Here is a 26,308-nt window from a genome sequence, read left to right as displayed (position 1 = left end):
GGCCGGACAGTGACCTTGCACCGGGCCGGACAGTCACCTTGCACTGGGCCGGACGACGTCTCGTATTTCGGTCTGAGCCGCACACCTGCTGGTTTATGGTGCGACTGCGAGCACGACGACAACACCTGTCAAGGAGACGCACCATGCTGAAGGGCTTCAAGGATTTCCTGCTCCGCGGAAACGTGCTCGACCTCGCCGTCGCGGTCGTCGTCGGCACCGCGTTCACGGCCATCGTCACCGCCTTCACCAGCTACATCATCGAACCGCTCATCGCGGCGATCGGTGGGGACAACGAGATGGGCTGGGGCGTCCAGATCCTGCCCGACAACCCCGAGACCTTCCTCAACTTCGGCGCCGTGGTGTCGGCGATCATCAACTTCCTCATCATCGCCGCCGTCGTCTACTTCGTGCTGATCGTCCCGGCGAACGCCGCCAAGAAGCGGTTCGCCACCGAGAAGGACGACACCAAGGCGAGTGCCGAAGATCTGCTCATCCAGATCCGCGACATCCTCGAGGCGCAGACCGGTCAGAGCGGTGCACACGCCAAGCCGAGCCTCGAAGAGCAGGAGCGATAGGCACGAACTGCACCGGACAACGAAAAGGGTTGGGCCCGCTCGGAATTCCGAGCGGGCCCAACCCGTTTCAGCCTGCGGCCGGGACGTCGTGTCAGACGGTCCAGGGCTTGCCGTAGGTGGTCACGTTGTCGCCGTTCGCGGTGATGGCGCGGACGAACGGACGGACCTGGACGGCGCCGATGACGCCGGAGGCGGTGCCGTGGACGTTGGAGAACTGGACGGTCTTGAAATCACCGTCGAACTCGCCCTCGGCGACGACGAGCTCCTCGATGCCCGGAGCCGGGGTCAGCTCGAGCTCGGCGTAGGCCTGCGGGAGGATGTCGGTCACGGTGGCGGTGGCACCGTCCGCAGCCGAGAGCTCGAGCTCCAGCTGCGGGGTCGAGTAGGTGACGCCGATGGCTCCGTCGATGCTGCCGGCCCACGCGAACTGGTAGCCGAACTGGAACGTGGTGCCCTCGGCGTCGGCAGCATCCTCACCGATCAGGTTCGCGGTGCCGCGGCCGTTGTGGAACCACTCGCGGTTGAAGGGGCTGCCACCCAGGGCCGGCACGCCGTGGATGAAGGTGTCCTCCTGGGTCACGACGACCTCGAGGCCGTCCGAGACGATCCGGTTCTGATCGTCGACCGCAGCCTGCGCGGAGCCGGTCGCACCGAGGACCAGGCCCAGGACGGCGGCACCGGACACCGCGGCGTTACGTGCGGCCTTGAAGCCACGCGACTTGATTCCCATGATTTCTCCGTATTTCTTGGTGGGGATTACTGCGGGGTGGGGCGGAGCAGGACTAGATCGTCCAGACCTTGCCGTAGGTGGTGACGTTGTCGCCGTTCGCGGTGATCACGCGGACGAAGGGGCGGACCGAGACCGCGCCGATGACGCCGGTGGCGGCGCCGTGCACGTTGGCGAACTGCACGTGCTTGTAATCGCCGTCGAACTCGCCCTCGGCGACGACGAGCTCCTCGATGCCCGGGGCCGGGGTCAGCTCGATGCCGGCGGTGAACTGGGGCAGGATGCTGTCGACGGTGAGAACGTCCTCTGCATACGGCGCTGGGCTCGTCTCGCCGTTGGGGATGTAAAGCGGGTTGCCGTCGGCGGTGTCGTCGTCGGTCGCAGGAACACGATTTTCCTCTTCGACGACATTGCCTTCGTAGTCGATGTACTCACCCGCGTCATTGGTGTTCCAGACCGGATCGAACTGGTCGACGTTCTCCACACCACGGGTGGCCTCGAGCTCAGCCTGCGGGCTCGACCACGCGATGCCGATCGAGCCGTCGACCGCGGCCGACCACGCGAACTGGTAGCCGAACTGGAACGTCGAGCCCTCGAAGTCCGCGGCGTCGGGGCCGACGATGTTGGCGATGCCACGACCGTTGTGGAACCACTCACGGCTGAGCGGGCTACCGCCGATCGGGGGGACACCCTGGATGAAGGTGTCCTCCTGGGTCACGACGACCTCGTGACCGTCCGACACGATCCGGTTCTGGTCGTCGACCACAGCGCCGGCGGTCCCGGTCGATCCCAGAACCAGGCCGAACACGGCGGCGGCGGCCACCGTGACGTTGCGGGCGGCCTTCACACCGCGTCGCGTCTGCATCTTCATGAATGCCTCATCCATTCTCTGCGTGCCGGGTCACGCACACGCGTCCGACAACTGCCCTGTCGCCCGCGAGGCATGCCACACCATGAACACCGGCGGGCACCCGCCCGCCGGTGCGACGTGTGCGTCATCCGCACGGTTGCGTTTCCGATTCGTGATGAAGACCGCGACGTGTGCCGTTGATCTTGACCTCAGCGAACCACGACAGAGACTAGACCGTGACCTCGAACCCCAGCAACGGCTACGTCGGCGCGCAGAGCCCCGCCGGGACGGAAATGTTTCGGCCCAGTGAAACAACGGGTGACCAGCACCCACGGCGGCACACAGAGGCCGCGCGATGTCAAATCTTAGGTTCGGCTTATCCGCATTCGTGCATACCCACAGGTGACACCCGCAAACCGGGGTGTGATGCGGTGCATCCGCCCGGTGCGACGGTGATCGACCTCACCTGAAAGGGTGCCGATGATCAAGGTGAAACGCCGAGCGGAAGGGTTACGAAGAGATTTCGAACGGTCGGCCGAGAAATGAACGACCGCCCCTCGGGAAACAACTGTAAGTGGGGTAGATCACACACTGCCGTGGTGGGGCGGGACCTGCCGTCGCAGCCACTCGTCCGAGTCGGACGACTCGTCGCCCGGCGAGCGCTCGTCGCGAGTCGTCTCGGGGAGCACGTCACCGAAGACGCGGCGGAGCCGGGCCCGGTCGATCCGGGCCCGGCCGGCGTCGCCGCGCTGCGGTGCGTCGTCCGGCGACGCACCGGCAGCACTCTCGTCCGTGCCTGTGATGGCTATCCCTCCACTCGCGACAGTTCCTCGATCACGTGCGAGGCGAGCGGCAACAGTGTGGCCATGCCGTCGCGGATCGCGGCGCGCGACGACGCCAGGTTGGCGACCAGCGTGGACCCCGACAGCCCGACCAGACCGCGGGACAGGCCGGCATCCATCGCGCCGGCGGAGAAACCCGAGGAGCGCAACGCCTCGCCGATCCCCTGGAGCTCCCGGTCGAGCACGTCGGACGTGGCGTCCGGCGTCACGTCGCGCGGCGACACCCCGGTCCCACCGACGGAGATCACCAGGTCCACACCGCCGATGACGGCGGTGTTGAGGGCGTTGCGGATCTCCACCTCGTCGGCCGACACGGTGACGACACCGTCGACGGCGAACCCCGCCTCGGCGAGCAGTTCGGTCACCAGCGGTCCGGCGGAGTCCGGGTTGTCGCCGTGCGCTACCCGGTCGTCCACGATCACCACGAGGGCTCGTCCGGTCCTGGGGGTTTCGAATTCCATGATGCCCACCGTAGTTCCCCTGTCCGTCGAACGAGCTGTATGTCCGAGAATGAACCCGGCGGTCGATTCTGCTCTCATCGGCCACCCGCCTCCGCCTCCGCGAGCTGCACCTCGACGGTCTTCTCGCCGCCACCCTGAGCGTCGGTGTAGGTGATGCGGACGGTATCGCCGGGCGCGTACGAGCGCACGGCCGCGATCAGGGAGTCCCCGTCCGTGACGAGCCGGTCGTCGACCTTGGTGATGACCACGCCACTCGGAATTCCGGCCCGTTCCGCCGGTCCGCCCGCGGTGACCTCCATGACCCGGGCGCCACGCACGTCGCTCTGCGACGGCACCTGCACGCCGATGATGGCGTGGGTGGCCTTCCCGGTGTCGACGAGCTGGTCGGCGATGCGACGGGCCTGATCGACCGGGATGGCGAAGCCGAGACCGATGGATCCGGACTGTCCACCGGCGGTGGCGATCGCCGTGTTGACGCCGATCAGCCGGCCGTCCATGTCCACGAGCGCGCCACCGGAGTTGCCGGGGTTGATCGCGGCGTCGGTCTGCAGCGCGTCGATGACGGTGTTCTGGTTCCCGGTCTCCCCGCTGGTCGACACCGGCCGGTCGAGGGCCGAGACGATCCCCGTGGTCACCGTGCTCTCGAGCCCGAGCGGTGAGCCGACCGCGACGACCTGCTGGCCCACCTGCACGGCGGCGGAATCGCCGAGCTCGATCGGCGTGAGGTCGGTGCGGCCCTCGGCCCGGATCACGGCGATGTCGGAGATCGGATCGGTCCCCACGACGGTCGCCGGAGCGGAACTTCCGTCGGAGAAGTATGCGGTGAGCTGCGCGCCGGCGCCGCCGCCGGCGACGACGTGGTTGTTGGTGAGGATCAGGCCGTCGGAGGACAGGATCACCCCCGAGCCCTCGCCCTGTGCCGTGCGGCCGACCACCTCGATGCGCACGACGCTCGGCACGACCTTCTGCGCGACGGCCTGCACCGACCCCGCGGGCGCGGCGGCGACCGTCGTCGTGGACGGCCTCGGCGCGTCGAGAGCATTGGTGACGGACGCACCGCCGGTCGACTGTTGCGTGGTCCACGCGCCGACCGCGCCGCCGATGCCGCCGCTGACCAGTGCCAGCGCGACGGCGCCGAGGGCGAGCAGGCCCCGCGCGGACCGCGGTGCGCCCTGGGGTCCCGGCGCGGGCTGGGGCGGGGCGCCGAACGGCGCGGTGTGCCCGTACCCCGGACCGGAGGGGGCTTGGTAGGGATTCGGCTGGGGCGGTATCGGCTGGTGGGGCTCTCGGTGGCCGCCACCCTGGGTGGGGTCCTCGCTCATCTCATCGCTTTCGTGTACACGGCCGCCGGGTCGGTGGCTCGTCGGCTTCCCAGCATGCCCGCGGCGGCTGAGAGTCCGCTTAGACCCGACGCCGATTTTCCTGTCAATCCGCCGGGTGTTCGAGGTGCGGCGCGCCGGGCAGCACGATCCGGACGAGGGCACCCCCGCGCGACGAGGCGTCGACCGCGATGGTGCCGCCGTGCTTCATCACGACCTGCCGCACGATCGCGAGGCCCAGGCCGGATCCGGGCATCGACCGCGACGCGGTCGAACGGTAGAACCGCTCGAACACCAGCTCGCGGTCCTCCTCCGGGATGCCGGGGCCGGCGTCGTCGACGGTCAGTTCCATCAGGCCGGGCCCGAGCTGGCGCATCGACACGAGCACCTCGGCGTCGGCGGGACTCCATTTGGCGGCGTTGTCGAGGACGTTGAGCACCGCCCGCGACAGCGCGGCCTGGTCGCCGTAGACGAACCACGGTTCCGTGTGGGCCGTGAAGTCGAGGTCGGAGCGGCGCCGCCGGGCCCGTTCGAGGCTGCGCTCGACGACGTCGGAGATGTCGACCGGCTCGAACACCGTCTCGGGTGCGTCCTCGCGGGCGAGGTCGACGAGGTCCCCCACCAGGGTGGACAGCTCCTCTATCTGCGCCACGACGTCGGCGCGCAGTTCCGCCATGTCCTCCTCGGGCAGGTTCGGGGCGTCCGGCCGGCTCGCCGCGATGAGCAGTTCCATGTTCGTGCGCAACGACGTCAGCGGGGTGCGCAGCTCGTGGCCGGCATCGGCGACGAGCCGGCTCTGCCGCTCCCGCGACTCGGCGAGCGCGCGCAGCATCGTGTTGAAGCTCTCGGTGAGGCGGGCCAGCTCGTCGTGCCCGGTCACGCGGATCGGCCGCAGGTCGTCGGTGCGGGCGACCCGCTCGGCCGCCGCGGTGAGCCGCGCGACGGGGCGCAGACCGGTGCGTCCGACCGTCGCACCGGCGGCCGCGGCGAGCACCACCCCGCACCCGCCGACAACGAACAGCACGCTCGCGAGCCGTTTCAGGATGTCCGCGGTGGGCTGCAGTCGCTGCGAGATGACGATGGTGCTGCCGTCGGGGATGCGCTGCGCGAGCACCCGCTGATGACCGACGGTGCGCAGCGACGACTCCCGTTCGCCCTTCGCGACGGCGAACTCGGCGCTGCCGATCGGGACGGAGGATCCGGGTGGCACGTACTGCCCCAGGTCGGGATAGACGAGCGCCACGCTGATGTCGGAGCTGTAGAGCTGGGCGCCACCGATGTAGCGGGGGTCGTAGGTGATGAGGGTGCTGCTCTCGACGAGCGCGGCGGCGCGCGCCCGCAACTGCTTGTCGACGTCGGCGTAGAGAGCGCGCGCGACCACCGCATACGCCGCGATCGAGGTGACCGCGACGGCGATCGCCACGGCGCCGGCCGCCAGCAGCGTGACACGACGGCGCAGCGGCACCGACCGGGTCAGCAGCAGCGGGGGCCGCATCGGGCGCCCGGAATCCGGGTCGGCGCCTTCGAGTCGGGTCACGGCGGGGTTTCCCGCAGGACGTAGCCGACGCCGCGCACCGTGTGGATCAGGCGCGGCTCACCCTCGGCCTCGGTCTTGCGGCGCAGGTACCCCACGTAGACCTCGAGGGCGTTGCCCGAGGTGGGAAAGTCGTAGCCCCACACCTCCTCGAGGATCCGGCTGCGGCTCAGGACGCGGCGGGGGTTCGCCATGAGCATTTCCATGAGGGCGAACTCGGTGCGGGTGAGACTGATCGAGCGGGCACCGCGGGTGACCTCACGGGTGGACGGGTTCAGGGTCAGGTCCGCGAACCGCAGCGTCTCCTCCGACTCGGCCGGGTCGGGTGAGGCGCGACGGAGCAGCGCGCGCAGCCGGGCGAGCAGTTCCTCGAGCGCGAACGGCTTGGGCAGGTAGTCGTCGGCGCCGGCGTCCAGGCCCGCGACGCGCTCGGAGACGGAATCCCGGGCGGTGAGCACGAGGATGGGGAGGTCGTCGCCGGTGCTGCGCAGTCGGCGGCACACCTCGAGGCCGTCGACCCGCGGCATCATCACGTCGAGGACCATCGCGTCGGGCCGTTCGGCCGCGACGTGTTCGAGGGCGTCCTGCCCGTCCGTGGCGAGCTCGACGCTGTATCCGTTGAAGCTCAGTGATCGGCGCAGGGACTCCCGCACCGCCCGGTCGTCGTCGACCACCAGAATGCGCATGGCTTCCAGTGTGGACCCGACCGCTGAGAGGTGTCTGAGAGGAGGGCGGCGTGTCCGGCGAGGGAATCGCGGGGGGTTGCGATCCCCTCGCCGGCCGTCACACCTCGTTGGGGTCGATCACTCCGAGCCGCACGGCCTTGACGAGCCGTCGCGGCACGTGGTGGGTGACACCGGCGACGGTGACCGGCACCAGGGCCGGGGCCTGCGCGTTCCACTGCGAGCGTCGGCTGCGGGTGTTGGACCGGGACATCCGGCGCTTGGGTACTGCCATCGTGGTTCTCCTCGGGTGGGTCGGTCAGGGACGGCGGCGCTTGCCGTACTTGCGTTCGAACTTCTCGACGCGGCCGGCGGCGTCGAGCACCCGGGCAGTTCCCGTCCAGAAGGGGTGGGACTCGCTGGTGACGTCCACGACGATCAGCGGGTAGGTGTTGCCGTCGGACCATTCGACCGTGCGGTCGGAGGTGACGGTGGAGCGGGTGAGGAACGTCGATCCGGTGTTCGCGTCCTGGAACACCACGGGGCGGTAGTCGGGGTGGATGCCGGGCTTCATGCTCGTCCTTCTCCTTCTGTCGGTGCGGCGTCGGCTGTGGGTGCCGGGAGGTCGTCGCACGGGTCTTCGTGGTAGTCGCCGAACGGGTCGTCCCATGTCGGCCAGGCCGCCGGGTCGGCGAACTCCTCGTCGGTGAGCAGCGCCCACTCCAGGGCGCGACGGATCTCGTCGGGGTCGGCGTCGTGGGTGAGGATCACCATCGAGGTGTCGCGGTCTCCGTAGGTGTCGTCCCAGCGCAGCGCCGCCATGGCGCGCCGTTCGCCGGAGACTCGTTGCTGCTGCTCGGAAGTCATCGCGGCGAGCCACGGTCCGGCGTGGGCGACGCGCAGCCCTTCCCCGGCGGACTCGATCAGCAGCGCGGTGTCCGGTTGCGTCGCGACCCAGGCCCGCCCGCGAGCCCGGACGACGCCGTCGAGGAGGACGTCGATCGCCTCGTGCAGGCGCTGCGGGTGGAAGGGCCGGCGGGCACCGAACTCGAGCAGCCGCACGCCGCAATCCTCGCCGAGCGGTGGCTGGCCGCGCAGCAGCGGCGAGTGGGCGTCGGAGACCGTCCCGCGCCGCGCCCCGGCGGGGATCTGCCGGAGCAGGTGTTCGACGTCGACGTCCTCACCCCACGCGACGGGGGCGTCGGGCGCGAGCCGGGCGAGCACCGCATGCAGCTTCGCCTGGTGCCAGCCGTCGGCGCCGGGCCGGACGACGAGAGCGTCGGCGAATTCGACCTGGCCCACGACGACCTGGGCGACGGTGCGGTCGTCGTCGAGTTCCTCGTCGCCGGTGGCGTCGGCGAGCCACGTGGCGGCGTCGATGCAGGTGACGGTGGCCTCGATCCGCACGTCGTGGGCGGCGGGTCCGTCGATCTGCCCGACGATGCCGGAGACGACGACGTGCTCGACGGCCCAGCACAACGCCTCGGGTTCGAGCAGCGGGTCGAGCAGCAGGACGATGCGGTCGACGTTGCTGCGGGCATGCAGGCGGCGCAGCAGCGGGAGCAGATCCTCGCGGAGGGTGCAGGAGACGCAGCCGTGGGCCAGTTCGAGCACGTCGAGGCGGTGATCGTGCTCGGTGGTGAGGGTGCGGCGCACGACGCCCTCACCGACGTGGACGAGGTCGTGATGCACCACGACGGTCCCCGGACGCAGCAGGGCCCGCGCGGTCCGTTCGGTGGGTCCGCGCCGGCCGGAGACGACGATCAGCGGCGTTCTGGTGTCCACCGGAGCCCCTTTCGATAACGATTGTCATTAGCTCGCCGAGAGCGTACAGTCGCTCGGGCCATTTGTCGAAAACGATTGTCGTTACGCCCACGGGGCGCCGACAGAAGGGAGCCCGCCGTGTCGGCGCACTGCCAGGTGACCGGACGCAAGCCCGGCTTCGGGAAATCCGTCTCCCATTCCCACGTCCGCACCAACCGGCGCTGGGATCCGAACATCCAGCGCAAGACCTACTACCTGCCGTCCGAGGGACGCCGCGTCACCCTGACGCTCTCCGCGAAGGGCATCAAGACCGTCGACCGCGACGGCATCGAGGCCGTCGTCGCCCGTCTCCGCGCCCGGGGAGTGAAGCTCTGATGGCCCGCAACGAGATCCGGCCCATCGTCAAGCTCCGCTCCACCGGCGGCACCGGCTACACGTACGTCACCCGCAAGAACCGGCGCAACGATCCCGACCGGCTCGTCCTGCGCAAGTACGATCCCGTGCTGCGCCGCCACATCGACTTCCGCGAGGAGAAGTAGGTCATGGCCAAGAAGTCGAAGATCGCGCGCAACGAGCAGCGGGCGCTCGTCGTCGCCCGCTACGCCGAACGTCGCGCGGAGCTGAAGGAGATCGTGCGGCGGCCCTCGAGCACCGACGCGCAGCGCCTCGCCGCACAGACCGCCCTGCAGCGTCTGCCGCGCGACGCCAGTCCGGTACGATTGCGCAATCGAGACGCTGCGGATGGACGTCCGCGCGGCCACCTGCGGAAGTTCGGGCTCTCACGCGTGCGCGTGAGGGAACTCGCGCACCGCGGCGAGCTGCCCGGCGTCCACAAGTCGAGCTGGTGAGGAGCGAGTCATGGCAGTCAAGAGGGGCCCGTCGAAGAAGTCGCGTGCCGTGGAAGGCCGCAAGCCCAAGAAGAACCCGCTGTTCGCGGCGAAGATCGAGTACGTCGACTACAAGGACGTGAACCTGCTCCGCACGTTCATCTCCGATCGCGGCAAGATCCGCAGCCGTCGCGTGACCGGCCTGACCCCGCAGCAGCAGCGTCAGGTGGCCACCGCGGTGAAGAACGCCCGCGAGATGGCCCTGCTGCCCTTCACCACCACCAGCAAGTAGAGCTCCACTCGCGGCGAGGGCCGCGCGGGCACGTGCCCGCGCGGCCCTCGCCGCATTCGTGGACCGTCGAGTGCGCAGTTCTCGTGCCACTGCCCGGCGTGTCGCCACGAGAAGTGCACACTCGCGCGAGTTGTCCACAGGCCCCCGTGACCTCGGTTCCCTCCGGTACGGCCACCGGGCATTCTCGGCGATCATGGGGGAATTCGACGAACCGTTCCTGGGGACGCACGCCGTCCAGGCGGGCATTCTGACGCCGCATCAGCTCCGGCGATTCCGGCGCGTCCATCGGAATGTGTACATCCACCGGGACGCGGCCGTCACACCGAGCGGCCGCGCGCGAGCGGCATGGCTCTGGGCAGGGGGCGACGGAGTGCTGGCCGGCTACTCGGCTGCGGCCCTGTTCGGCAGCCGGTGGATCGATGCGACCGCGCCCGCGGAGCTGATCCGGCGCGGTAGCCGCCGGGGCACCGCAGGGGTCGTCGTGCACGCCGGGACGCTCCCCGACGACGAGGTGTGTGAGTTGGCAGACATGCGAGTGACGTCACCGGCTCGCACCGCGTTCGACCTCGGCCGTCGCCTCGCCCTGGATGCCGCGGTCGAACAGCTCGACGCACTGTGTCGTGCCACTCGCTCCGATCCTGCGTGTGTCGCCGAACTGGCCGATCGGCACAGCGGCGCCCGTGGCGTGCGGCGGTTGCGGGAGGCCCTGGCGCTGGTGGACCCCGGAGCCGAGTCGCTTCCGGAAACGCGGGTGCGGCTGCTTCTCGTGCGCGGCGGCCTCCCCCGCCCCAGCACCCAGGTCCCGGTCGTAGGGGTGGACGGACGCATTCTGGGCTGGGCCGACCTGGGCTGGAAGCAATGGCGCACCGTCGTCGAGTACGACGGCATCCATCACTGGACGGACGAGCGCCAGCGCACCAAGGACATCGAACGATACGAGGCCTTCGCGGCGCTGGGCTGGTCCGTCGTCCGCGTCAACTCCGAGCAGCTTCGCCTGCGCCCCGCGTCGATCGTGGCACGCGTGCGGGCGCGACTTCGATCGGCGGGCGCTGCGGTCTGACCGCCGAGTGCGCACTTCTCGTGCCACTGCCCGGCGTGTCGCCACGAGAAGTGCGCGCTCACGGGACTTGACCTCACGGGACGACGGACGCCCGCAGGGCAGGCGCGGCGGGCCGACGCAGGGCGTGCGCGACGTCGTCGAGCCGGACCGGTGCCGCGACGAGCTCGTCCCACGGGTACGTACCCGCGGTGCGGGTCAGGAAGGCCACGGCACGACGCAGGTGGGCGGGCTCGTAGTTGTGGACTCCGGTGACGGTGAGCCACCCGCGCACGACGGCCTCGGGGTCGACGGGCACCGAAGGGCCGGGCGTCACGGATCCCGCCAGGACGAGGCGGCCGCCGACGTCGAGCCGGTGCAGGCACTCCCCCACCGCGGCGACGGATCCCGAGAAGTCGAGCGCGACGTCGACGGAGCCGCCTTCGTCGCCGACGCCCCCGAACCGCTCGGCGACCGCGACCCGCTCCGCGTCCGGGTCGGCGACGCGCACATCGGCGCCGGCCTCCACGCACAACGCGGTCGCGGTGACCCCGAGCATGCCCGCGCCGCACACCAGGACCCGCCGTCCGGCGACGTCACCGGCCGCCTCGACGGCGGCGAGCGCCGTCGCCGTCGCACATGCCGCCGGGGCCGCGACGACGTCCGGCACCGTGTCCGGCACCCGGACCACGCCCACTCCGGCCGGCAGCACGATGTGCCGGGCGTAGGTGCCGGACAACCCCCAGGCGCCGTCGAAAGGTTCATGACCCACCTTGCGCAGGGTCCGGCACTTGGCGGTCCGGCCGGACCCGCACCTGTCGCACGCACCGCACGAGGCCGTGACGGTCCACATGACCCGCGTGCCGACGACGGTCCCCGCACCGGGTCCGGCCGCGACGACCTCGCCGACGGCCTCGTGTCCGAGCACCGACGGCTGTGGCCCGGGCCGTCGTCCGGCGACGGTGTGCAGGTCGCTGCCGCACACCGTCGCGAGCCGGATCCGTACCAGCAGTTCCCGGTCACCGAGGCGCGGGACGGGCACGTCGCGCACGTCGACGCCGGTGCCCGTCCACACGGCCGCGCGCGTCAGACCACCAGCGACCGGATCCATCCCGACACCCTTTCGATCAGGTAGACGACGGCGAACACGACGAGCACGATCGCTCCGGCGAACTCGAAGTTCAGGGTCCGGATCGCCTCGAAGAGCAGGAAGCCGACGCCGCCGGCGCCGACGATGCCGAGCACCGTCGAGGTGCGGATGTTGACGTCGAGCAGGTAGAGGCTCGAGCCGATCACGGACGGCACCGCCTGCGGAATCACCGCCGCGAACAACGTCTTCCACCAACCGCAGCCCACGGCCCGCGCCGCCTCGACGGGACCGGGGTCGATCTCCTCGACGGCGTCCGCCACGAGCTTGCCGAGGAATCCCACGGATCCGAGAGCGAGCGCGCACGCCCCGGCGACGGGGCCGAGTCCGATCGCGGCGACGAAGATCACCGCGAGGATCAGTTCGGGCACCGCGCGGACGAACAGGATCACCGAGCGCGCCGACCAGTACACGGCCGGATGCGGGGACACGTTGCGGGCGGCGAGTATCCCGAACGGCAGCGAGAGCACGATGCCGGCGGCCGTGGCGACCGCACCGATCGCGAGGGTTTGGAGCACGGCGTCGACCAGCTTGCCGCCGACCGCGGTGAAGTCCGGCGGGAGCAGACGGGTGAACACCTCGAGCGAGGGGCCGATCCACGTGAGCAGCGCGCGCGGGTCGATACGCAGGCTGATCAGCGCACCGACGGTGGCGGCGGCGACCGCGCCGGAGAAGATGAGTCGCGCGGCCTTCTCGCGGCGCGGATCCGGATCGGTGGGTGCCAGCAGGGTCCGCCGGACGAGGACCGCGAGCACCTCCATCGCGGCGATGATCGCGAGGATCACGCACACGATGCCCAGCGCCCGCGGATACACCAGACCGCGCAGGGCGTCCTGGAGCGCGAACCCGATGCCGCCGGCGCCGACGAATCCGAGCACGACGGAGGTACGCAGGTTGATGTCGATGCGGTAGACGAACGTCCCCAGCCAGGCGGGAACCACCTGGGGCAACACGGCATTGATCATCTCGCGGACGTACCCGGCCCCCGTGCTGCGGACCGCCTCCCGGGGCCCGGGCTCGGTCTGCTCGACGGCGTCGGCGAACAGCTTGCCGAGCATGCCGATGGAGTGCAGGGCGAGCGCGAGCACGCCGGGTAGGACGCCGATCCCGAGGGCGCGGACGAACAGCACCGCGAACAGCAGGTCCGGCACCGCCCGGCAGAAGGTGATCACCGCGCGCGCCACCGTGTACACGGCGGGGTGCGGGGTGGTGTTGCGGGCGGCCAGGAAGGCCAGCGGCACCGACGCGACGGTCGCGAGCACCGTGCCGAGCACCGCCATCAGCAGGGTGTCGAGGGCGAGCTTCCAGATCCGGCCCGGATCGTCGAGGGTTGGGGGCAGCATGCGGCCGAGCAGGCCGGCGACGTCGTCGAGCCCGTCGAGCAGCGCCGCGGGGGCGAAGTCGATGTAGCGGGCGGAGGCCAGGACCGCGAGGAACGCGACAGCCCCGCACGTCCCCAGCAGACGCCGGCGGCGGACGGCCGACCCCGGCAGGTGCCGCCCGACGCGGTCGGGCGGCGCGGGCGCGAGGGCGGTGCTCACGACGGTCCCGTCGGCGCCGAGGCCGGCTGGGCGGCCGGGTCGACCCGTCGATAGATGTCCATGGCGTCGGCCCGGCTCAGTTCCACGGCGGGCCGGTCGAGCACCTTCCGCCCGCCGCGCAGGCCGACGATCCGATGGGCCCAGCCCAGCGCAAGGTCCACCTGGTGCAGGGTGCACACGACGGTGAGCGTGTCCTCCATGCACACCCGGAAGAGTAGGTCCATCACCACCCCGGCGTTCTCGGGGTCGAGGGACGCGACCGGTTCGTCGGCGAGCAGGACGGTGGGGCGCTGCATCAGCGTCCGCGCGATCGCGACTCGCTGCTGCTGCCCACCGGAGAGGGTGTCGGCGCGACGGTCCGCGAGGTCGGCCAACCCGACGCGGTCGAGATGGGCGAGGGCCTCGGTGCGCATCCGCCTCGGGTACGTCGCGGCGCCGTAGCGGGGAACGCGCAGCCGTCCGAGTCCGCCGACGAGGACGTTCTCGAGGCAGCTGAGCCGGCCGACGAGGTTGAAGTGCTGGAAGACGAACCCCACGTCCCGGCGCAGGTTGCGTAGCTCGGCGCGCGACGCCAGATCGACGCGGGTGCCGGCCACCTCCACGGCCCCGTCGGTGACGCTGTGCAGGCCGTTGAGGCAGCGCAGCAGCGTCGACTTGCCGGAGCCGGACAGGCCCAGCAGCACGACGAGTTCGCTGCGGTGCACGGCGAGGTCGACACCGTCGAGAGCCACGGTGCCGCCGAACTTCTTCGTGACGCGACGGGCGGAGACGACGACGTCGTCGCCCGCGACGGTCGGGGCGTCGTCGCCCGCGACGGTCGGGGCGTCGTCGCCCACGACGGTGTGATCGCTGTTCAATTCAGCCCTTGCACTTGTCGGATTCGGTCAGGGCGCACACCTCGCGCACGCCCTCGTAGTCGGCGTCGGTCGCGGGGACGACGCCCCATGCCCGTTCGTCGGTGATACGGCACTCGCCCTCGCACAGTCCCGCGCCGCGCATGTGATCGGCGTTGGCCTTGTCGACGAAGATCGCGCGGAGCCGGTCGACGACGTCGGCACCGAGCGAGTTGCTCGCCACGAACAGCGAGCCGGCGATCGTCTCGGACTCCCAGACCTTCTTCAGTTCGCCTTCCTCCAGGTCACCGCTGGCGATCATGGTCTCGTCGACCATGGTGTCGAAGGCGAAGCCCGCATCGCAGTCGCCGGCGGCGATCGCGAGGGCCGACGCGTCGTGGCCGCCCGCGTAGACCGGGTTCACACCGGCGGCGACGGCCTGCTCGGTGCCGGATTCGACGACGCCGGCCTCGATGAGTCCCGCGGAGGGGTACAGGAATCCGGACGTGGAGCCCGGATCCACGAAGCACACGTCCTTGCCGGCGAAGTCGTCGATGCCGTCGATCTCGGTGTTGTCGGAGCGGGTGAGGCCGTAGGACCGGTAACCCGGCTCTCCGCCGGGTTCCTGGACGACGGCGCCGAGCGGGCTGACGGCGGCGCCGTTGACGCCGGCCACGACGTAGGCGAACGGACCGAAGAAGGCGAGGTCGACGTTGTCGGCGATGATGCCCTCGACCACGCCGGCGTAGTCGGAGGCCTGCACGAACTCGACCTCGGCGCCGGTCTCGCGCTCGAGGAGCGCGAGGAGCGGATCGTAACTGGCCTGCAGATCCGCCGAGTTCTCCGCGGGAATCGCGGCCAGGGTGAGCTTCTCGGGGAAGCCCTGAGCATTGACGGCGTCGGGATCGGAGCCGCCGCAGGCGGTGAGGGTGAGAGCGAGGCCGGTCGCGAGCGCGGTCGCGGCGACCGTGCGGCGGGAGAAGTACGGGTGCATGTCGGGAGTCCTCGGGGTCGGAGGTGTCGGTCAGGACTGCAGGAGCAGATCGGGCAGGTCGGCGACGGAACCGACGATGTGGGTGGCCCCGGCGTCGCGCAGCGTCTGTTCGTCGTGGGCGCCGGTGCGGGTGCCGACGACGACGGAGGCGCCGGCGCGGCGCCCGGAGAGAATGTCGCCCACGGTGTCGCCGACCACGGCGACCTCGCGCACGTCGTCGATCTCGGCGCGCAGCAGCGCGGTGAGCACCAGGTCGGGGTACGGCCGGCCGCGACCGGCGTCGGACGGTGCGAGGGTGAGGTCGGCGAGGTCCTGCCAGCCGAGCGCCGAAAGCAGCCGGTCCTGGGTGGCGCGGCTGAAGCCGGTGGTGAGCGCCACGACGAGCCCGGCGTCGCGCAGCCGGGTGATCGCGTCCGCGGCTCCGGGGATCGGCTCGACCTCGCCGGCGTCGACGAAGTCGTCGTAGGCACGTTCGAAGGCGGCGTTGGCGGCGCGGGCGCGCTCCTCGGAGCCGAACAGGGACCGGAAGACGACGATCTTGGACCGGCCCATCGTGTCGAGTACGTAGCGCCGGGCGGCGTCGCGTTCGGGTCCGTCGGTGGGCAGTCCGACGCTGGTGGCGGCCGCGTCGAAGGCGCGCAGGACGAGGCCACCGTCGGCGACGGTGGTGCCGGCCATGTCGAGCACGGCCAGTCGGATGACAGTCATCGGTACTCCGGAATGGTTGCGAGAGAGGATGTTCAGAGACTCAGGAGGTCGGCGGTGCACTCACCGAGGTAGGGGCCGAGGGTCATGCCGCGGCCGCCCGGTCCGGCGATGATCCAGACGTCGTCGTCGACGCGGGCACGGTGGACGAGTTCGGTGGGATCGAGGCACTGGCTGTAGACCCCGGCCCACCGGCGCACCACGGGCGGGAGCCGGCGTCCGAGCAGCTCCTCGGTGACGGTGACGAGGTGCTCGTACGGGGCCTCGTCGACGTCGAACGCGAACGGTTCGTCGTACTCGTGCGTGTCGCCGAGGGTCAGCCCGCCGTCGAGTCGCTGCACGCACAGCAACTGCATGCGGTGCTGCTCGGCGGTGAGCGCCTGCGGTTCGCGCGCCTTCAGCTCGTCCAGCGCGGCCCCGGCGAATCCCGGGTAGTAGCGCAGGCTGTCGCCGTCGGCGACGGACGTGGTGAGCTTCTCGCCCAGCGGTGCGGTCTGCATCATCTGCAGGCGCACGCGGCGCAGGGGCAGGTCGCCGCCGAGTTCACGGGCGAGACCGGACAGGGTCGCCCCGGGGCACACGAGCACGAGGTCGGTCTCGTGGACGGTGCCGTGGTCGTCGCGCACCTGCACCGTGCCGTGGGCGCTGCGGGTCACGCTGCGGGCCTCGGTCTCCGGCCGGAAGCGGTACCGCCCGGAGGTGGCGAGGTGCCACCGGATCGCGGGCAGGGCGACGCGGGATTCGACGGCGGCGTCGGTGCTGCAGTGCAGGCCGGCGGCGAACTTGCCCCGGAGGGCGGGATTGAGCCGGCGGATCGCTTCGGCCTCGAGCAGGGTGAAACCCCGGTCGCGGGCGTCGGCGCGGTCGGCGGCCGCCCGGGCGACGACCACCTCCGCGTCGCTGCGGAGAAGGGTGATCGAACCGTTCGCCCGGAAACCGATGCCGGGGACGCGGGCGCCGAGGTCGGCCCACAGCTCGCGGGAGCGCAGGGTGGCGGCCAGTTCGTCCTCGGTGCGCCCGGAGACCCACACGAGGCCGAAGTTGCGGACGGTGGCGCCCCGGGCTTCCGGCTCGCGTTCGAGGTGGACGACGTCGTGTCCGCGGCGGACGGCGGCGTCGGCGTGGGCGGTGCCCAGGATGCCGCCGCCGATGATCAGGACTCGCATGACCCGAGCCTGAGTGATGGTCTAGACCAATAATGGGACGGCAGGCGAACGCCCGGTGAACAATTGGTATAGACCAGAATCCGGTACGATTCGACCGTGCCAGAAACCGCTCGCGAGACCCGGGTCCCCAAGCACCAGATCGTGCGGCATCAGGTCACCGCCCTGCTCGACGAGCTCTCCGTCGGCGACCCGGTGCCCTCCGAGCGTGAACTCGCCAGCCGGTTCGACGTGGCCCGGGAAACCGTCCGCCAGGCGCTGCGCGAGCTCCTCGTCGACGGCCGCATCGAACGCCGCGGCCGGGGCACCGTCGTCGCGAAGCCCAAGATCCTGCAACCGCTGATCATCGGTTCCTACACCGAGGCGGCCCTCGCGGAGGGCCGGAGCGCGGGACGCATCCTCGTCGGCTGGACCGACCTCGCCGCCGACCCCGACCTCGCCGCGGTCCTCGCGATCGCCGTCGGCGATCCCGTCCTCGAACTCGAACGCGTCCTGCTCACCGACGGCGTCCGCGTCGGACTGGAACGGACCCGCCTGCCCGCCGCCCGCTTTCCGGGACTCGCCGACAGCTTCGACGCCACGTCGTCGCTGTACGCGGCGATCCGCGCACGCGGCATCACCTTCGCGCGCGCGGTCGAGTACATCGAGACCACCCTGCCCGACGCACGCGAGGCGGCGCTCCTCGACGCCGACATCCGCACGCCCATGCTCCTGCTCAACCGCGTTTCCTACGATCGGCACGAGGCACCGATCGAGCAGCGGCGCTCGCTCTACCGTGGGGACCGGATGACGTTCGTCGCCACGGTGACGCCCTGAGCCGTTCCCGGGGCCCGGCAGACCTCACGAACCGTCGTCGCCCCAGACGCCGAGATGCTGCAGGACCAGTTCCTGCCGCCGTACGAGCCGCTCCGAGAGCGTCCAGTCCGCGTGCTGATACCGCGGATGCTGGGCCAGCGCGATGACGTTGGCCGGGGGATGAACAATCGGGTCGGTCGGCATTTTTTCAGCATCGCAGATTCCCGGCCCCGGTGCCCGGTCGGCGTCCGTTCGCGGCGTCTCACCGGACGGGGCGACAAGGGCGGGATGTGCCCCGTGCCGTTACCGCCGGTAAGGTTCTCGGTCTGGCGTGCAGCGCCTGCATATCGTGTGCTTTCGAAGGGTTGTGTCGGTGTCGGGCGTGATCGCGGGATTCAGCGTCATCTTCGTGATCATCGCGATCGGATTCGTACTCGGCCGGACGGGCACGCTCGGACCCGAGGCCCAGTTCGTGCTCAGCCGGATGGTGTTCTTCGTCGCCACCCCCGCGCTGCTGTTCGACTCGCTGGCCACCTCCGACCTGTCGGTGATCTTCTCCCCCACCCTGTACGTCGCCGCAGCCACTGCGTTCGCCGTCGCCGCGCTCTACCTCGTCGTCGCGAAGCTGTGGCTGCGCCGGCCCCTGCCGGAGCTGACGATCGGCGCGCTTGCCGCCTCGTACGTCAACTCCGCCAATCTCGGCATTCCGATCGCGGTGTTCGTCCTCGGCGACGCCTCGTTCGTCGCGCCGCTGCTGCTGTTCCAGATCGTGCTGTTCTCCCCCATCGCCTTGACGATGCTCGACCTGTCGACGATGCGCCCCGGCGCGTCACGACGGGAGACGATCACCGCCCCGTTCAAGAACCCGATCGTGCTGGCGGGCGCGGCCGGACTCGCCGTCGCCGTCGCCGGCTGGACGCCGCCTGCCGCGCTGATGCAGCCGTTCCACCTCCTCGGTGGCGCCTCCGTACCGGGTGCCCTGCTCGCATTCGGCCTGTCGCTCCAGGGGGTGCGGGTGCTCGAGAAGGGCACCAGCCCGCGCCGCGACGTCGCGCTCGCATCGGTGCTCAAGATCGTGGTGCAGCCCGTCCTCGCCTACGTCATGGCCCGGCACCTGATGGGCCTGGACGGGCACGAACTCTTCGCGATCGTCGTGGTGGCGACGCTGCCGACCGCACAGAACGTGTTCGTCTACGCGAGCCGCTACGGCCGCGGCATGGTGCTCGCCCGCGACGCCGCGCTGGTCACCACCCTCGCCTCGATCCCCGCGATCGGCGTCGTCGCCGCGCTCCTCGCATGACGGGCGCGGCTAGGTTGAGAGCCATGCGATTGCCGGTGCTCGCCGTGTGCTGCGTCCTGGCCGGCGCGTGCGGTCCGGGCGGCGCCGACGTCCCCGCCCTACCGGAGGAACCGACACCGGTGGGGGCGACGGTCTTCACCGCCCGCGACGACCTCGTCGAGCCGCACCCGATCCCGCTGCGCTCGTGGACCCGAGTGGACGACGACCGCATCGCCGTCCACTTCGAGACCGGCACACCCGCGTGTTTCGGAGTCGACGCCACCGTCGGCGAGTCCGACTCCGCCGTGACGGTGGCGTTGCGTGGCGGCACCCTGCCGGAGGCGGTGGACCGGGCGTGCATCATGATCGCCGTCACCGGTGTGCTCGAGCTGACGCTGCAGGCACCGCTGGCCGACCGGATCGTGACGGCCGGCTGACCGATGTCCCGCATCCCCCGGCACTGGCTGCTGCTCCTGTGCACGGCGACGGCGCTGCTGCATGCGACGTTCCAGTCGGTGCGCGTCCTCGTCTCCTACCGCGTGCTCGCCCTCGGCGGCGACGCGGCCGTGATCGGCGTGGTGACGGCCCTGTTCGCCCTCGTCCCGCTGGTCCTGGCGGTGCAGCTGGGCCGGGCCGTCGACCGCCGGCACGCGGCGGGGATTCTCCGGGGCGGTGTCGTGGTGTCGGTGGCCGGTGCGCTGATCATCGCGGTCAGCCCGGACCTGTGGGTCCTCGGCCTCGGCAACACCGTCCTGGGTCTCGGTCAGCTTCTGGTGACGGTGTCCGGACAGGCGTTCGTGTCGATCCTGTCGCCACCGGGTGAACTCGACCGCGGCTTCGCGGGCATCACCCTGGGAGTGTCGGTGGGTCAGGCGATCGGGGTGCCGCTCGCCGGCGTGATCGCCGCGGCGAGCAACGGGGACACCGTCGAGACCACCCCGGCGTTGCTGGTGATGACGGTCCTCGCCGCGGCAGCCCTGCCGTTCGTCGTCGGCCTGCGCGAACCGCCCGGCTCCGGTCGCGCCCCGGGCGACGCGCCACCGCAGTCGGTGCGGTCGATGCTGGGCACACGCGGGATGAAGCCCGCGATGTTCTCGAGCCTCGTCGTGCTGGCGTCCGTCGACATCGTGGTCGCGTACCTGCCGCTGCTCGGGGAGGAGTTCGGCTTCGGGGTGCTGCTGGTGTCGGCCCTGCTCACCGCTCGTACCGTCGCGTCGATCGTCTCGCGTGCGGTGCTGCCGTGGGCACTGCGGACGATTCCGCGGCGACGTCTGCTGCTGTCGGCGACGGCGTGCACGGCCCTGCCCGTCGCGGCGCTGCCGTTCCTGCCGAACCCGTGGGCGCTGGGGATACTCCTGGCGATCTGCGGTGCCTTCTGGGGGTTCGGGCAGCCACTGACCATGACGTGGGTCGTCGAGCTGGTGGCACCGGCGGACCGGGCGTCGGCGCTGGCCGTGCGCCTCACCGGCAACCGTCTCGGCCAGGTGTCGGTGCCGTTGGCAGCCGGCGCGATCGCCGGCGTCGCCGGCACGGCGTCGGTGTTCCTGGTGACCGCGGGACTGCTCTCGACCGCCGCGGTGAGCACCTGGCGGGCGCTGCGCCGGTAGCCCGTGCGCGTTTCCGGTAGTTCCCGCTACCAGAATCGCGCACGGGGTGGGTCAGCGGCGGCGCAGCCGCACGTAGTCGCCTACGACGGCGGCCCCGAGGCCGTCGACGTCCGGCGCGACGACCCGGCCACCGACCCGGCGGGCCATCCGGTCGACGATCCGCGCCAGCCCGGGATCGTCGCCGAGCCGGAAGATCGTCACGTGCGCCCCGACGCGGGCGAGATGGTCGAGCTCACGGACCGTCATGCCGAGCGTGCGGGCGCTGGGCGGATAGTCGAACGCCGCGTAGCCGTCCGCCTCGAGATGCGCGGTGGGCTCACCGTCGGTGACCACCAGCACCACCGGCTGGGCATTGGAATGCCGGCGCAGGTGCCGGCCGGCCAGCATGAGCGCGTGGTGCAGGTTCGTGCCCTGCTCGTACACCCCGTCCAGCCCGGCGAGTTCGGAGGCGGTGACGACGCGGGCGTGCCGGCCGAACGCGATCAGCTGCAGCGCGTCGCCGCGGAACCGGGTCGAGACCAGGTGGTTGAGGGCCAGGGCCGTGCGCTTCATCGGCACCCACCGGCCGTCCATCACCATCGAGAACGACGTGTCCACCAGCAGCGCCACCGCCGCCTGGGTGCGCTGCTCGGTCTCGACGACCTCGACGTCGGTGACATCCATCCGCACCGGGATCCGCGCGGGGGCGCGCAGGGTCGCGTTGGTGAGGGTGCGCACCACGTCCCACGGCTCGGTGTCGCCGAACTCCCACGGGCGCGACGCCCCGGTGGGCTCACCGGTGGCCCCCGCCCGGCGGGTCTCGCGCTGCCCGCCCCGGGTGGACAGCTGGTCCATGACGTCGCGCAGCGCGGTCCGGCCGAGTTCGCGCATCGCCTTGGGCGACAGGCGCCACTGCCCGTCGGCGCCCCGGTCGAAGAACCCCTGCCGCTGCAGTTCCTTCTCGAGCTGGGCGAGCGTGCGCGCATCGGCCGCGGCGTCGTCGCCGAGCTGGCGGGCCAGCGCGTCGAGGTCGATGTCGTCGAGGGAGGCGCCGGCGTACTGCTGGGAGAGCTGCTCGGCGAGTGCGTCGAGTTCGGCGACGTCCTGCAGCGCCCCCGTCGCTTCGCCCAGGCCCATTCCCCGGTCCCCTCGGAACCGCTCCGACCCGGTCCAGTCCTCCCCCGGGCGGGCGGCACGCAGGTGCGAGTCGAGACGGTCGAGCTGCGACATCAGGCTCGGCCAACCGAACGCCTGCTGAGCGAGGGCGTCGAGCTCGTCGCGCTGTTCCTGGCTGAGCGAGTTGCGCAGGCGCTGCGCCGCCGCCGCGCGCTGGGCCAGCGAGTCGAGCAGTTCCTCCACGTTGCCGGGATTCTCCGGGAAGAAGTCGCCGTGTTCGGCCATGAACCGCTCGAAGTCCTCCTGGGTGTCCTCCCCGCGGGAATGCTTGTCCAGCAGATCGTTCAGATCCTCGAGCATGCGGTTCACGCGCTCACGGTCCTCGTCGGTGGCACCTTCGAGGGCCTGCTTCATCCCGGCGAACCGCTGGTCGAGCACCTCGCGGCCCAGCAGGTCACGGATCTTCTCGTAGTCCTCCCGGGCCTGCGGGCTGCGCCAGTCGTAGTCGGCGAGCTCCTGCACGGCCTGCGCGGTGGAGGCGGGCAGTTCCTCGATCCGCATCTCCGCGAACCGGGCGTCGTCGTCGAGTGCGCGTGCGAGGGCCTTGCGTTCCTCGAGGACGGCCCGGTCGAGCAGCTCACGCACCTCGCGCAGCGTGCCGTCGAGGTTCGTCCGGTCCAGCAGCTCCCGCCGACGCCGATTCGCCTGCGCCGCAAGGCGGTCCAGCCCGCGCATCGAGCCGTGACCGCGGCGCAGCAGTTCCCGCAGCGCACGTCGCGGCGAACTGCCGGCCAGCACGTCCTCGCCGATCGCGGCGAGGGCCTCACGCAGATCCACCGGCGGGGCGAGGGGGTCGCCGCCGTCGTAGGGCCCGTACCGCGCGCCCCGGCTCATCAGGAGTACACCGCGGCGCCGTCGTCGTCGGCGTGCTTGGCGATCCGCCGCGCGAGGTAGAGGCCCTCGAGCGCGAGTTCGACGGCGGCAGCCCGCGTTCCGATGTCCTCCGCGCCGAGCCGCTCGGCGACGACGTCGAGGACGGGCAGGTCGGGCAGTTCGTCCAGCAGTGCCTTGGCGGTGATCCGTTCCCCGGTCACCACCGGCTGTCCCTGCTCGACGGCGGTGACGAGCGGGCCGAGGTTCACCCCGGCGAGCCGGGTGCGGGCGGCGTCCGCGGTGGCCCGCCTCAGGAGGTGATCGAGGACCTCGAATTCCCGTCCCTCCTCGCCGGATTCGAACTCGACCTTGCCCCGCAGCACCTCCACGACGGTGCCGAGGTCGACGGGACGTGCGACGGGGTCGGCCTCGCCGAGCACGGCGCCGCGACGCATCGCCGCGGCGGCGACGGTCTCGGCGCCGGCGACGGCGAAGCGCGCCGACACACCGGAACGCTGGTCCACCGAGGTGGATTCACGCAGCAGGCGGGTGAAGCGGGCGAGGATCTCGAGCAGGAAGTCCGGGACCCGGGCCTGCAGCTGCGCCTCCTGCTCGATGACGGCGATCTCGTCGTCGAGCTGCGTCGGGTAGTGGGTGCGGATCTCGGCGCCGAACCGGTCCTTGAGCGGGGTGATGATCCGGCCGCGGTTGGTGTAGTCCTCCGGATTGGCGCTGGCGACGAGCAGGACGTCGAGCGGGAGCCGCAGCGTGTACCCGCGCACCTGGATGTCGCGTTCCTCCATGACGTTGAGCAGCGAGACCTGGATGCGCTCGGCGAGGTCGGGCAGCTCGTTGACGGCGACGATGCCGCGGTGGGCGCGCGGCACGAGACCGAAGTGGATGGTCTCGGGGTCGCCGAGGCTGCGGCCCTCGGCGACCTTGACGGGGTCGACGTCGCCGACCAGGTCGGCGACGGAGGTGTCGGGGGTGGCGAGTTTCTCGGCGTAGCGTTCGCTGCGGTGCCGCCAGGCGACGGGCAGGTCGTCGCCGAGTTCGGCGGCGCGGCGGATCGAGGCGGGGGTGATCGGGTCGTAGGGGTGCTCGCCGAGTTCGGAACCGGCGATAACCGGTGTCCACTCGTCGAGCAGCAGCGGCAGGGTGCGCAGCAACCGGGTCTTGCCCTGCCCGCGTTCACCGAGCAGCACCACGTCGTGGCCCGCGAGCAGCGCACGTTCGAGTTGCGGAACGACGGTGTCGTCGAATCCGACGATGCCCGGCCACGGGTCGAGGCCGTCGCGCAGGGCGGCGAGCAGGTTCTGCCGGATCTCGTCCTTGACGGAGCGGTGCTCGTGTCCCGAGGCACGCAGCTCTCCGACGGTGGACGGCCTGAGTGTGGGTGACGTCACCCCTCCCAAGGTACGAGCGTTCGGTGATTTCGGCACCTGCAGCCGCGGCGGTGCCCCACCCGGAACCGGCGCCGTACCGGCAGCTCTTCCCGGATCGGGCCGTGCCGGAGCGCGCTGTCGGCACCGATCCCTAGACTCCCGCCATGGACACCTGGCTCCTCGCGGCACTGCTGGGCATCGGGCTGGCCGCCGCCACCGGCCTGCGCACCTTTCTCCCGCTGCTGATGCTCGGCACCGCAGTGCACTTCGGCCTGTTCGGAATCGCGCTCAACGAGTCGATGCAGTGGGTCGGGTCGACGGGCGCGCTCGTCGCCCTGGCGATCGCCACCGTCGTCGAGGTCGGCGCCGACCTCGTCCCCTTCGTCGACAACGTCCTCTCGGCCGTCGCGACCGTCGTGCGGCCCGTCGCGGGCGCGCTGGCCGCCTGGGCGGCGTTCGCCGATCTCGACCCGGCGATGGCCGCTCTCGCCGGCATCGTCGTCGGCGCCCCGACCGCGATGGCGGTGAGCACTGTGCAGACCGGCACCCGCGCGGCGAGCACGGTCACCACCGCGGGACTCGGCAACCCGGCGCTGTCGCTGCTCGACGACCTGCTGTCGTTCGTCACGTCGCTGATCGCGCTCGTCGTCCCGCTGCTCGTCGTGCCCCTGCTCGCGGGCTTCGTGTGGGCCGTCCACCGCGGGTATCGACGGCTGAGCCGCCTGCGGACGGTCTGACCGGTTCTGATAGACACGACGCATGGCGGACACCGACATCTCCTTCTCCAGCGGCGACGTGACCCTGCACGGCAGCCTGCGCGTGCCCGCCGCGAGCGACGGAAACGTCCCCGCCGTGCTGCTGCTCGCCGGCAGCGGTCCCACCGATCGCAACGGCGACAGTGCGCTGCTGCCCGGCCCGATCGGCACGCTGCGCCACCTCGCCGACGTGCTCGAGCGCAACGGCTTCGCGAGCCTGCGCTACGACAAGCTCGGCAGCGGTGTGACCGGCCTCGGCCCGTACGACGTCGCCGACGTCGCCGACCTCGGGTTCTCCACGTTCATCGACGCCGCCACGGACGGCCTCCGGTTCCTCGCCGCGCAGCCGGGCATCGACGCCGAGCGGCTCTACGTGGTCGGGCACAGCGAGGGCGCCCTCATCGCCCTCACCCTCGCCGACGCCGGTGCCCCGGTCGCAGGCATCGCGCTGCTCGAGCCCTTGGCCGTGCGGTTGCTGGACCTGCTCACCGCCCAGATCGACGCCCAGCTCGACGCGGTCGTCGACGCCGGTCAGCTCCCGATCCAGGTCGCCGACGAACTGCGCCTGGCCCTCGCCGGCGCCGTGGAATCGCTGCGCGCCGACGGCACCCTCAGCGACACCCTGCCCGAGCCGCTGCGCAACGCCGGTCTGGTCTCGGCCAACGCCAAGGCCCTCGCCGAGGAGGACGCGCTCGATCCGCGGATGCTCGCGGCTCAGCTCGAGGGCGGGCTGCCGGTGCTGACCAGCGTCTCGGCGAAGGACATCCAGGTGCGGGTCGAGGACGTCGACGCCCTCGACTCGGCGCTCGTGCACACGAACCTGACGTCCCTGCGCCTGTACCGGTCCAACCACGTGCTCAAGGACATCGGCGACCAGCAGTCCACCGGTGCCGACTACATCGCCGATCTGCCCTTCTCCGACGAGTTCACCCGCGGTTTCGAGGCGTGGCTCGCCAAGCTCTGACCCCTCGCCCGAGACGGGCGGAACACAAGAGATGTCAGATTCGCTTTACTCGGGTATGGTGTCCGGTTAACCCGTAGGAACACACGAGAAAGGTACGGTCCGATGCGAGACGACAAGGTCATCGCGGCGAAGTCGATGCGCGTTGCCGTACCCAGCTGGTGCCGCCACACCTACGCGTACTTCCACTTCGCCAAGTGGCGACCCCGGGAATGAGTCGACGACTCGATCGATTCCTTCTCGGGCACCCGGGCACATCGCCTCGGGTGCCCTTTCTTTTCCCCGC

At 71.1% G+C, this 26,308-nt stretch carries 30 protein-coding genes; 12 read left to right on the top strand and 18 right to left on the bottom strand.

The window, feature by feature from the left end; genetic code table 11:
• Positions 1–143 precede the first annotated feature (143 nt).
• Positions 144–575, top strand: a complete 432-nt coding sequence (mscL, locus tag QNA09_RS04670) for a large conductance mechanosensitive channel protein MscL (RefSeq protein WP_003937793.1) — start codon at positions 144–146, stop codon at positions 573–575.
• A gap of 91 nt (positions 576–666) precedes the next feature.
• On the opposite strand, the gene QNA09_RS04665 is transcribed toward mscL, so the two are convergent.
• The 9 genes from QNA09_RS04665 to mrf all read right to left on the bottom strand — a co-directional run bounded on the left by QNA09_RS04665 (position 667) and on the right by mrf (position 8,755).
• Positions 667–1,305 (bottom strand): MspA family porin, encoded by a 639-nt coding sequence (locus tag QNA09_RS04665; RefSeq protein WP_010593010.1) that lies wholly within the window; start codon positions 1,303–1,305, stop codon positions 667–669.
• 52 nt (positions 1,306–1,357) lie between these two features.
• Positions 1,358–2,173, bottom strand: a complete 816-nt coding sequence (locus QNA09_RS04660; protein ID WP_010593011.1) for an MspA family porin — start codon at positions 2,171–2,173, stop codon at positions 1,358–1,360.
• A 784-nt stretch (positions 2,174–2,957) separates the two neighbouring features.
• On the bottom strand, positions 2,958–3,455 hold the full coding sequence (locus QNA09_RS04650) for a molybdenum cofactor biosynthesis protein B (protein ID WP_026137469.1): 498 nt from the start codon (positions 3,453–3,455) through the stop codon (positions 2,958–2,960).
• 74 nt (positions 3,456–3,529) lie between these two features.
• Entirely contained in the window at positions 3,530–4,777 is a 1,248-nt protein-coding gene (locus QNA09_RS04645; RefSeq protein WP_010593013.1) for a S1C family serine protease, read from the bottom strand.
• 103 nt (positions 4,778–4,880) lie between these two features.
• Entirely contained in the window at positions 4,881–6,269 is a 1,389-nt protein-coding gene (locus tag QNA09_RS04640; RefSeq protein ID WP_017679453.1) for a HAMP domain-containing sensor histidine kinase, read from the bottom strand.
• A gap of 38 nt (positions 6,270–6,307) precedes the next feature.
• On the bottom strand, positions 6,308–6,994 hold the full coding sequence (locus tag QNA09_RS04635; RefSeq protein ID WP_017679452.1) for a response regulator transcription factor: 687 nt from the start codon (positions 6,992–6,994) through the stop codon (positions 6,308–6,310).
• 97 nt (positions 6,995–7,091) lie between these two features.
• Positions 7,092–7,265, bottom strand: a complete 174-nt coding sequence (gene rpmF, locus QNA09_RS04630; RefSeq protein ID WP_040274431.1) for a 50S ribosomal protein L32 — start codon at positions 7,263–7,265, stop codon at positions 7,092–7,094.
• A gap of 24 nt (positions 7,266–7,289) precedes the next feature.
• On the bottom strand, positions 7,290–7,544 hold the full coding sequence (locus tag QNA09_RS04625) for a type B 50S ribosomal protein L31 (protein ID WP_040274429.1): 255 nt from the start codon (positions 7,542–7,544) through the stop codon (positions 7,290–7,292).
• Positions 7,541–8,755, bottom strand: a complete 1,215-nt coding sequence (mrf, locus tag QNA09_RS04620; RefSeq protein ID WP_119699503.1) for a ribosome hibernation factor-recruiting GTPase MRF — start codon at positions 8,753–8,755, stop codon at positions 7,541–7,543. Before mrf ends, QNA09_RS04625 begins: the two co-directional genes overlap by 4 nt.
• Before the next feature lie 117 nt (positions 8,756–8,872).
• Between mrf and rpmB the strand changes: the two genes are divergently transcribed.
• The 5 genes from rpmB (at position 8,873) to QNA09_RS04595 (ending at position 10,913) form a co-directional block, all read left to right on the top strand.
• Entirely contained in the window at positions 8,873–9,109 is a 237-nt protein-coding gene (gene rpmB, locus QNA09_RS04615; RefSeq protein ID WP_017679448.1) for a 50S ribosomal protein L28, read from the top strand.
• Entirely contained in the window at positions 9,109–9,273 is a 165-nt protein-coding gene (gene rpmG, locus QNA09_RS04610) for a 50S ribosomal protein L33 (RefSeq protein ID WP_003937781.1), read from the top strand. Before rpmB ends, rpmG begins: the two co-directional genes overlap by 1 nt.
• Positions 9,274–9,276: 3 nt before the next feature.
• A complete protein-coding gene (gene rpsN, locus QNA09_RS04605; protein ID WP_017679447.1) occupies positions 9,277–9,582 on the top strand; it encodes a 30S ribosomal protein S14 in 306 nt (101 codons plus the stop codon).
• Positions 9,583–9,592: 10 nt separating this feature from the next.
• Positions 9,593–9,853, top strand: coding sequence for a 30S ribosomal protein S18 (gene rpsR / locus QNA09_RS04600; RefSeq protein WP_003937779.1), 261 nt, complete (start codon positions 9,593–9,595; stop codon positions 9,851–9,853).
• Positions 9,854–10,046: 193 nt separating this feature from the next.
• Positions 10,047–10,913 (top strand): DUF559 domain-containing protein, encoded by an 867-nt coding sequence (locus QNA09_RS04595; RefSeq protein WP_119700276.1) that lies wholly within the window; start codon positions 10,047–10,049, stop codon positions 10,911–10,913.
• Positions 10,914–10,986: 73 nt separating this feature from the next.
• On the opposite strand, the gene QNA09_RS04590 is transcribed toward QNA09_RS04595, so the two are convergent.
• Genes QNA09_RS04590 through QNA09_RS04565 form a run of 6 tightly spaced genes read right to left on the bottom strand, consistent with a single transcriptional unit; the run spans position 10,987 to position 17,275 of the window.
• Positions 10,987–12,000, bottom strand: coding sequence for a zinc-binding dehydrogenase (locus QNA09_RS04590; protein ID WP_119699502.1), 1,014 nt, complete (start codon positions 11,998–12,000; stop codon positions 10,987–10,989).
• Positions 11,976–13,577 (bottom strand): phosphonate ABC transporter, permease protein PhnE, encoded by a 1,602-nt coding sequence (phnE, locus tag QNA09_RS04585; RefSeq protein WP_017679444.1) that lies wholly within the window; start codon positions 13,575–13,577, stop codon positions 11,976–11,978. Before phnE ends, QNA09_RS04590 begins: the two co-directional genes overlap by 25 nt.
• Positions 13,574–14,413 (bottom strand): phosphonate ABC transporter ATP-binding protein, encoded by an 840-nt coding sequence (gene phnC / locus QNA09_RS04580; RefSeq protein WP_059174866.1) that lies wholly within the window; start codon positions 14,411–14,413, stop codon positions 13,574–13,576. Before phnC ends, phnE begins: the two co-directional genes overlap by 4 nt.
• Positions 14,414–14,435: 22 nt before the next feature.
• Positions 14,436–15,404, bottom strand: a complete 969-nt coding sequence (locus tag QNA09_RS04575) for a phosphate/phosphite/phosphonate ABC transporter substrate-binding protein (RefSeq protein ID WP_048771991.1) — start codon at positions 15,402–15,404, stop codon at positions 14,436–14,438.
• A gap of 30 nt (positions 15,405–15,434) precedes the next feature.
• Positions 15,435–16,112, bottom strand: coding sequence for a phosphonatase-like hydrolase (locus QNA09_RS04570; protein WP_010593023.1), 678 nt, complete (start codon positions 16,110–16,112; stop codon positions 15,435–15,437).
• 32 nt (positions 16,113–16,144) lie between these two features.
• Positions 16,145–17,275 (bottom strand): TIGR03364 family FAD-dependent oxidoreductase, encoded by a 1,131-nt coding sequence (locus tag QNA09_RS04565; RefSeq protein ID WP_119699501.1) that lies wholly within the window; start codon positions 17,273–17,275, stop codon positions 16,145–16,147.
• Positions 17,276–17,371: 96 nt separating this feature from the next.
• On the opposite strand from QNA09_RS04565, the gene QNA09_RS04560 reads away from it, so the two are divergent.
• Entirely contained in the window at positions 17,372–18,088 is a 717-nt protein-coding gene (locus tag QNA09_RS04560) for a GntR family transcriptional regulator (RefSeq protein WP_010593025.1), read from the top strand.
• A gap of 24 nt (positions 18,089–18,112) precedes the next feature.
• Here QNA09_RS04560 and QNA09_RS04555 read toward each other — a convergent pair whose 3' ends face one another.
• The gene (locus tag QNA09_RS04555) at positions 18,113–18,271 is read right to left on the bottom strand and encodes a hypothetical protein (protein WP_017679440.1); all 159 of its coding nucleotides are present in this window, start codon (positions 18,269–18,271) and stop codon (positions 18,113–18,115) included.
• A gap of 169 nt (positions 18,272–18,440) precedes the next feature.
• Between QNA09_RS04555 and QNA09_RS04550 the strand changes: the two genes are divergently transcribed.
• The 3 genes from QNA09_RS04550 to QNA09_RS04540 are packed head-to-tail and all read left to right on the top strand — an operon-like array spanning position 18,441 to position 20,953.
• Positions 18,441–19,367, top strand: coding sequence for an AEC family transporter (locus QNA09_RS04550; protein WP_029539917.1), 927 nt, complete (start codon positions 18,441–18,443; stop codon positions 19,365–19,367).
• Positions 19,368–19,390: 23 nt separating this feature from the next.
• Positions 19,391–19,783: a hypothetical protein gene (locus QNA09_RS04545; RefSeq protein ID WP_010593027.1), complete on the top strand. Its 393-nt coding sequence runs from the start codon at positions 19,391–19,393 to the stop codon at positions 19,781–19,783.
• Between the two features lie 3 nt (positions 19,784–19,786).
• Positions 19,787–20,953, top strand: coding sequence for an MFS transporter (locus QNA09_RS04540; protein ID WP_017679437.1), 1,167 nt, complete (start codon positions 19,787–19,789; stop codon positions 20,951–20,953).
• A 51-nt stretch (positions 20,954–21,004) separates the two neighbouring features.
• On the opposite strand, the gene QNA09_RS04535 is transcribed toward QNA09_RS04540, so the two are convergent.
• A complete protein-coding gene (locus QNA09_RS04535) occupies positions 21,005–22,942 on the bottom strand; it encodes a VWA domain-containing protein (protein ID WP_040274399.1) in 1,938 nt (645 codons plus the stop codon).
• Positions 22,942–24,327: a sigma 54-interacting transcriptional regulator gene (locus tag QNA09_RS04530; protein ID WP_119699500.1), complete on the bottom strand. Its 1,386-nt coding sequence runs from the start codon at positions 24,325–24,327 to the stop codon at positions 22,942–22,944. The genes QNA09_RS04535 and QNA09_RS04530 overlap by 1 nt, the downstream gene beginning before the upstream one ends.
• Before the next feature lie 143 nt (positions 24,328–24,470).
• Between QNA09_RS04530 and QNA09_RS04525 the strand changes: the two genes are divergently transcribed.
• Positions 24,471–25,043 (top strand): DUF4126 domain-containing protein, encoded by a 573-nt coding sequence (locus QNA09_RS04525; RefSeq protein ID WP_010593031.1) that lies wholly within the window; start codon positions 24,471–24,473, stop codon positions 25,041–25,043.
• 22 nt (positions 25,044–25,065) lie between these two features.
• The gene (locus QNA09_RS04520) at positions 25,066–26,025 is read left to right on the top strand and encodes a S9 family peptidase (RefSeq protein WP_048774052.1); all 960 of its coding nucleotides are present in this window, start codon (positions 25,066–25,068) and stop codon (positions 26,023–26,025) included.
• The last annotated feature ends 283 nt before the right edge of the window (positions 26,026–26,308 follow it).

Source organism: Rhodococcus sp. AH-ZY2 (assembly GCF_030916465.1).
GTDB classification, from domain to species: Bacteria; Actinomycetota; Actinomycetes; order Mycobacteriales; family Mycobacteriaceae; genus Rhodococcus; species Rhodococcus ruber.
Note: the sequence above shows the minus strand (reverse complement) of the source record. Positions and strands in the feature narration are given on the sequence as shown.

Coding starts and splice junctions, on each gene's coding strand:
- rpmF (WP_040274431.1), bottom strand. CDS start 7,265: ATGGCAGTACCCAAGCGCCGGATGTCCCGGTCCAACACCCGCAGCCGA.
- rpsR (WP_003937779.1), top strand. CDS start 9,593: ATGGCAGTCAAGAGGGGCCCGTCGAAGAAGTCGCGTGCCGTGGAAGGC.
- rpsN (WP_017679447.1), top strand. CDS start 9,277: ATGGCCAAGAAGTCGAAGATCGCGCGCAACGAGCAGCGGGCGCTCGTC.
- QNA09_RS04545 (WP_010593027.1), top strand. CDS start 19,391: ATGCGATTGCCGGTGCTCGCCGTGTGCTGCGTCCTGGCCGGCGCGTGC.
- QNA09_RS04535 (WP_040274399.1), bottom strand. CDS start 22,942: ATGAGCCGGGGCGCGCGGTACGGGCCCTACGACGGCGGCGACCCCCTC.
- QNA09_RS04575 (WP_048771991.1), bottom strand. CDS start 15,404: ATGCACCCGTACTTCTCCCGCCGCACGGTCGCCGCGACCGCGCTCGCG.
- QNA09_RS04570 (WP_010593023.1), bottom strand. CDS start 16,112: ATGACTGTCATCCGACTGGCCGTGCTCGACATGGCCGGCACCACCGTC.
- QNA09_RS04645 (WP_010593013.1), bottom strand. CDS start 4,777: ATGAGCGAGGACCCCACCCAGGGTGGCGGCCACCGAGAGCCCCACCAG.
- QNA09_RS04565 (WP_119699501.1), bottom strand. CDS start 17,275: ATGCGAGTCCTGATCATCGGCGGCGGCATCCTGGGCACCGCCCACGCC.
- rpmG (WP_003937781.1), top strand. CDS start 9,109: ATGGCCCGCAACGAGATCCGGCCCATCGTCAAGCTCCGCTCCACCGGC.
- QNA09_RS04665 (WP_010593010.1), bottom strand. CDS start 1,305: ATGGGAATCAAGTCGCGTGGCTTCAAGGCCGCACGTAACGCCGCGGTG.
- QNA09_RS04540 (WP_017679437.1), top strand. CDS start 19,787: ATGTCCCGCATCCCCCGGCACTGGCTGCTGCTCCTGTGCACGGCGACG.
- QNA09_RS04590 (WP_119699502.1), bottom strand. CDS start 12,000: ATGGATCCGGTCGCTGGTGGTCTGACGCGCGCGGCCGTGTGGACGGGC.
- QNA09_RS04525 (WP_010593031.1), top strand. CDS start 24,471: ATGGACACCTGGCTCCTCGCGGCACTGCTGGGCATCGGGCTGGCCGCC.
- QNA09_RS04520 (WP_048774052.1), top strand. CDS start 25,066: ATGGCGGACACCGACATCTCCTTCTCCAGCGGCGACGTGACCCTGCAC.
- mscL (WP_003937793.1), top strand. CDS start 144: ATGCTGAAGGGCTTCAAGGATTTCCTGCTCCGCGGAAACGTGCTCGAC.
- QNA09_RS04650 (WP_026137469.1), bottom strand. CDS start 3,455: ATGGAATTCGAAACCCCCAGGACCGGACGAGCCCTCGTGGTGATCGTG.
- QNA09_RS04660 (WP_010593011.1), bottom strand. CDS start 2,173: ATGAAGATGCAGACGCGACGCGGTGTGAAGGCCGCCCGCAACGTCACG.
- QNA09_RS04555 (WP_017679440.1), bottom strand. CDS start 18,271: ATGCCGACCGACCCGATTGTTCATCCCCCGGCCAACGTCATCGCGCTG.
- QNA09_RS04625 (WP_040274429.1), bottom strand. CDS start 7,544: ATGAAGCCCGGCATCCACCCCGACTACCGCCCCGTGGTGTTCCAGGAC.
- QNA09_RS04640 (WP_017679453.1), bottom strand. CDS start 6,269: ATGCGGCCCCCGCTGCTGCTGACCCGGTCGGTGCCGCTGCGCCGTCGT.
- QNA09_RS04595 (WP_119700276.1), top strand. CDS start 10,047: ATGGGGGAATTCGACGAACCGTTCCTGGGGACGCACGCCGTCCAGGCG.
- QNA09_RS04635 (WP_017679452.1), bottom strand. CDS start 6,994: ATGCGCATTCTGGTGGTCGACGACGACCGGGCGGTGCGGGAGTCCCTG.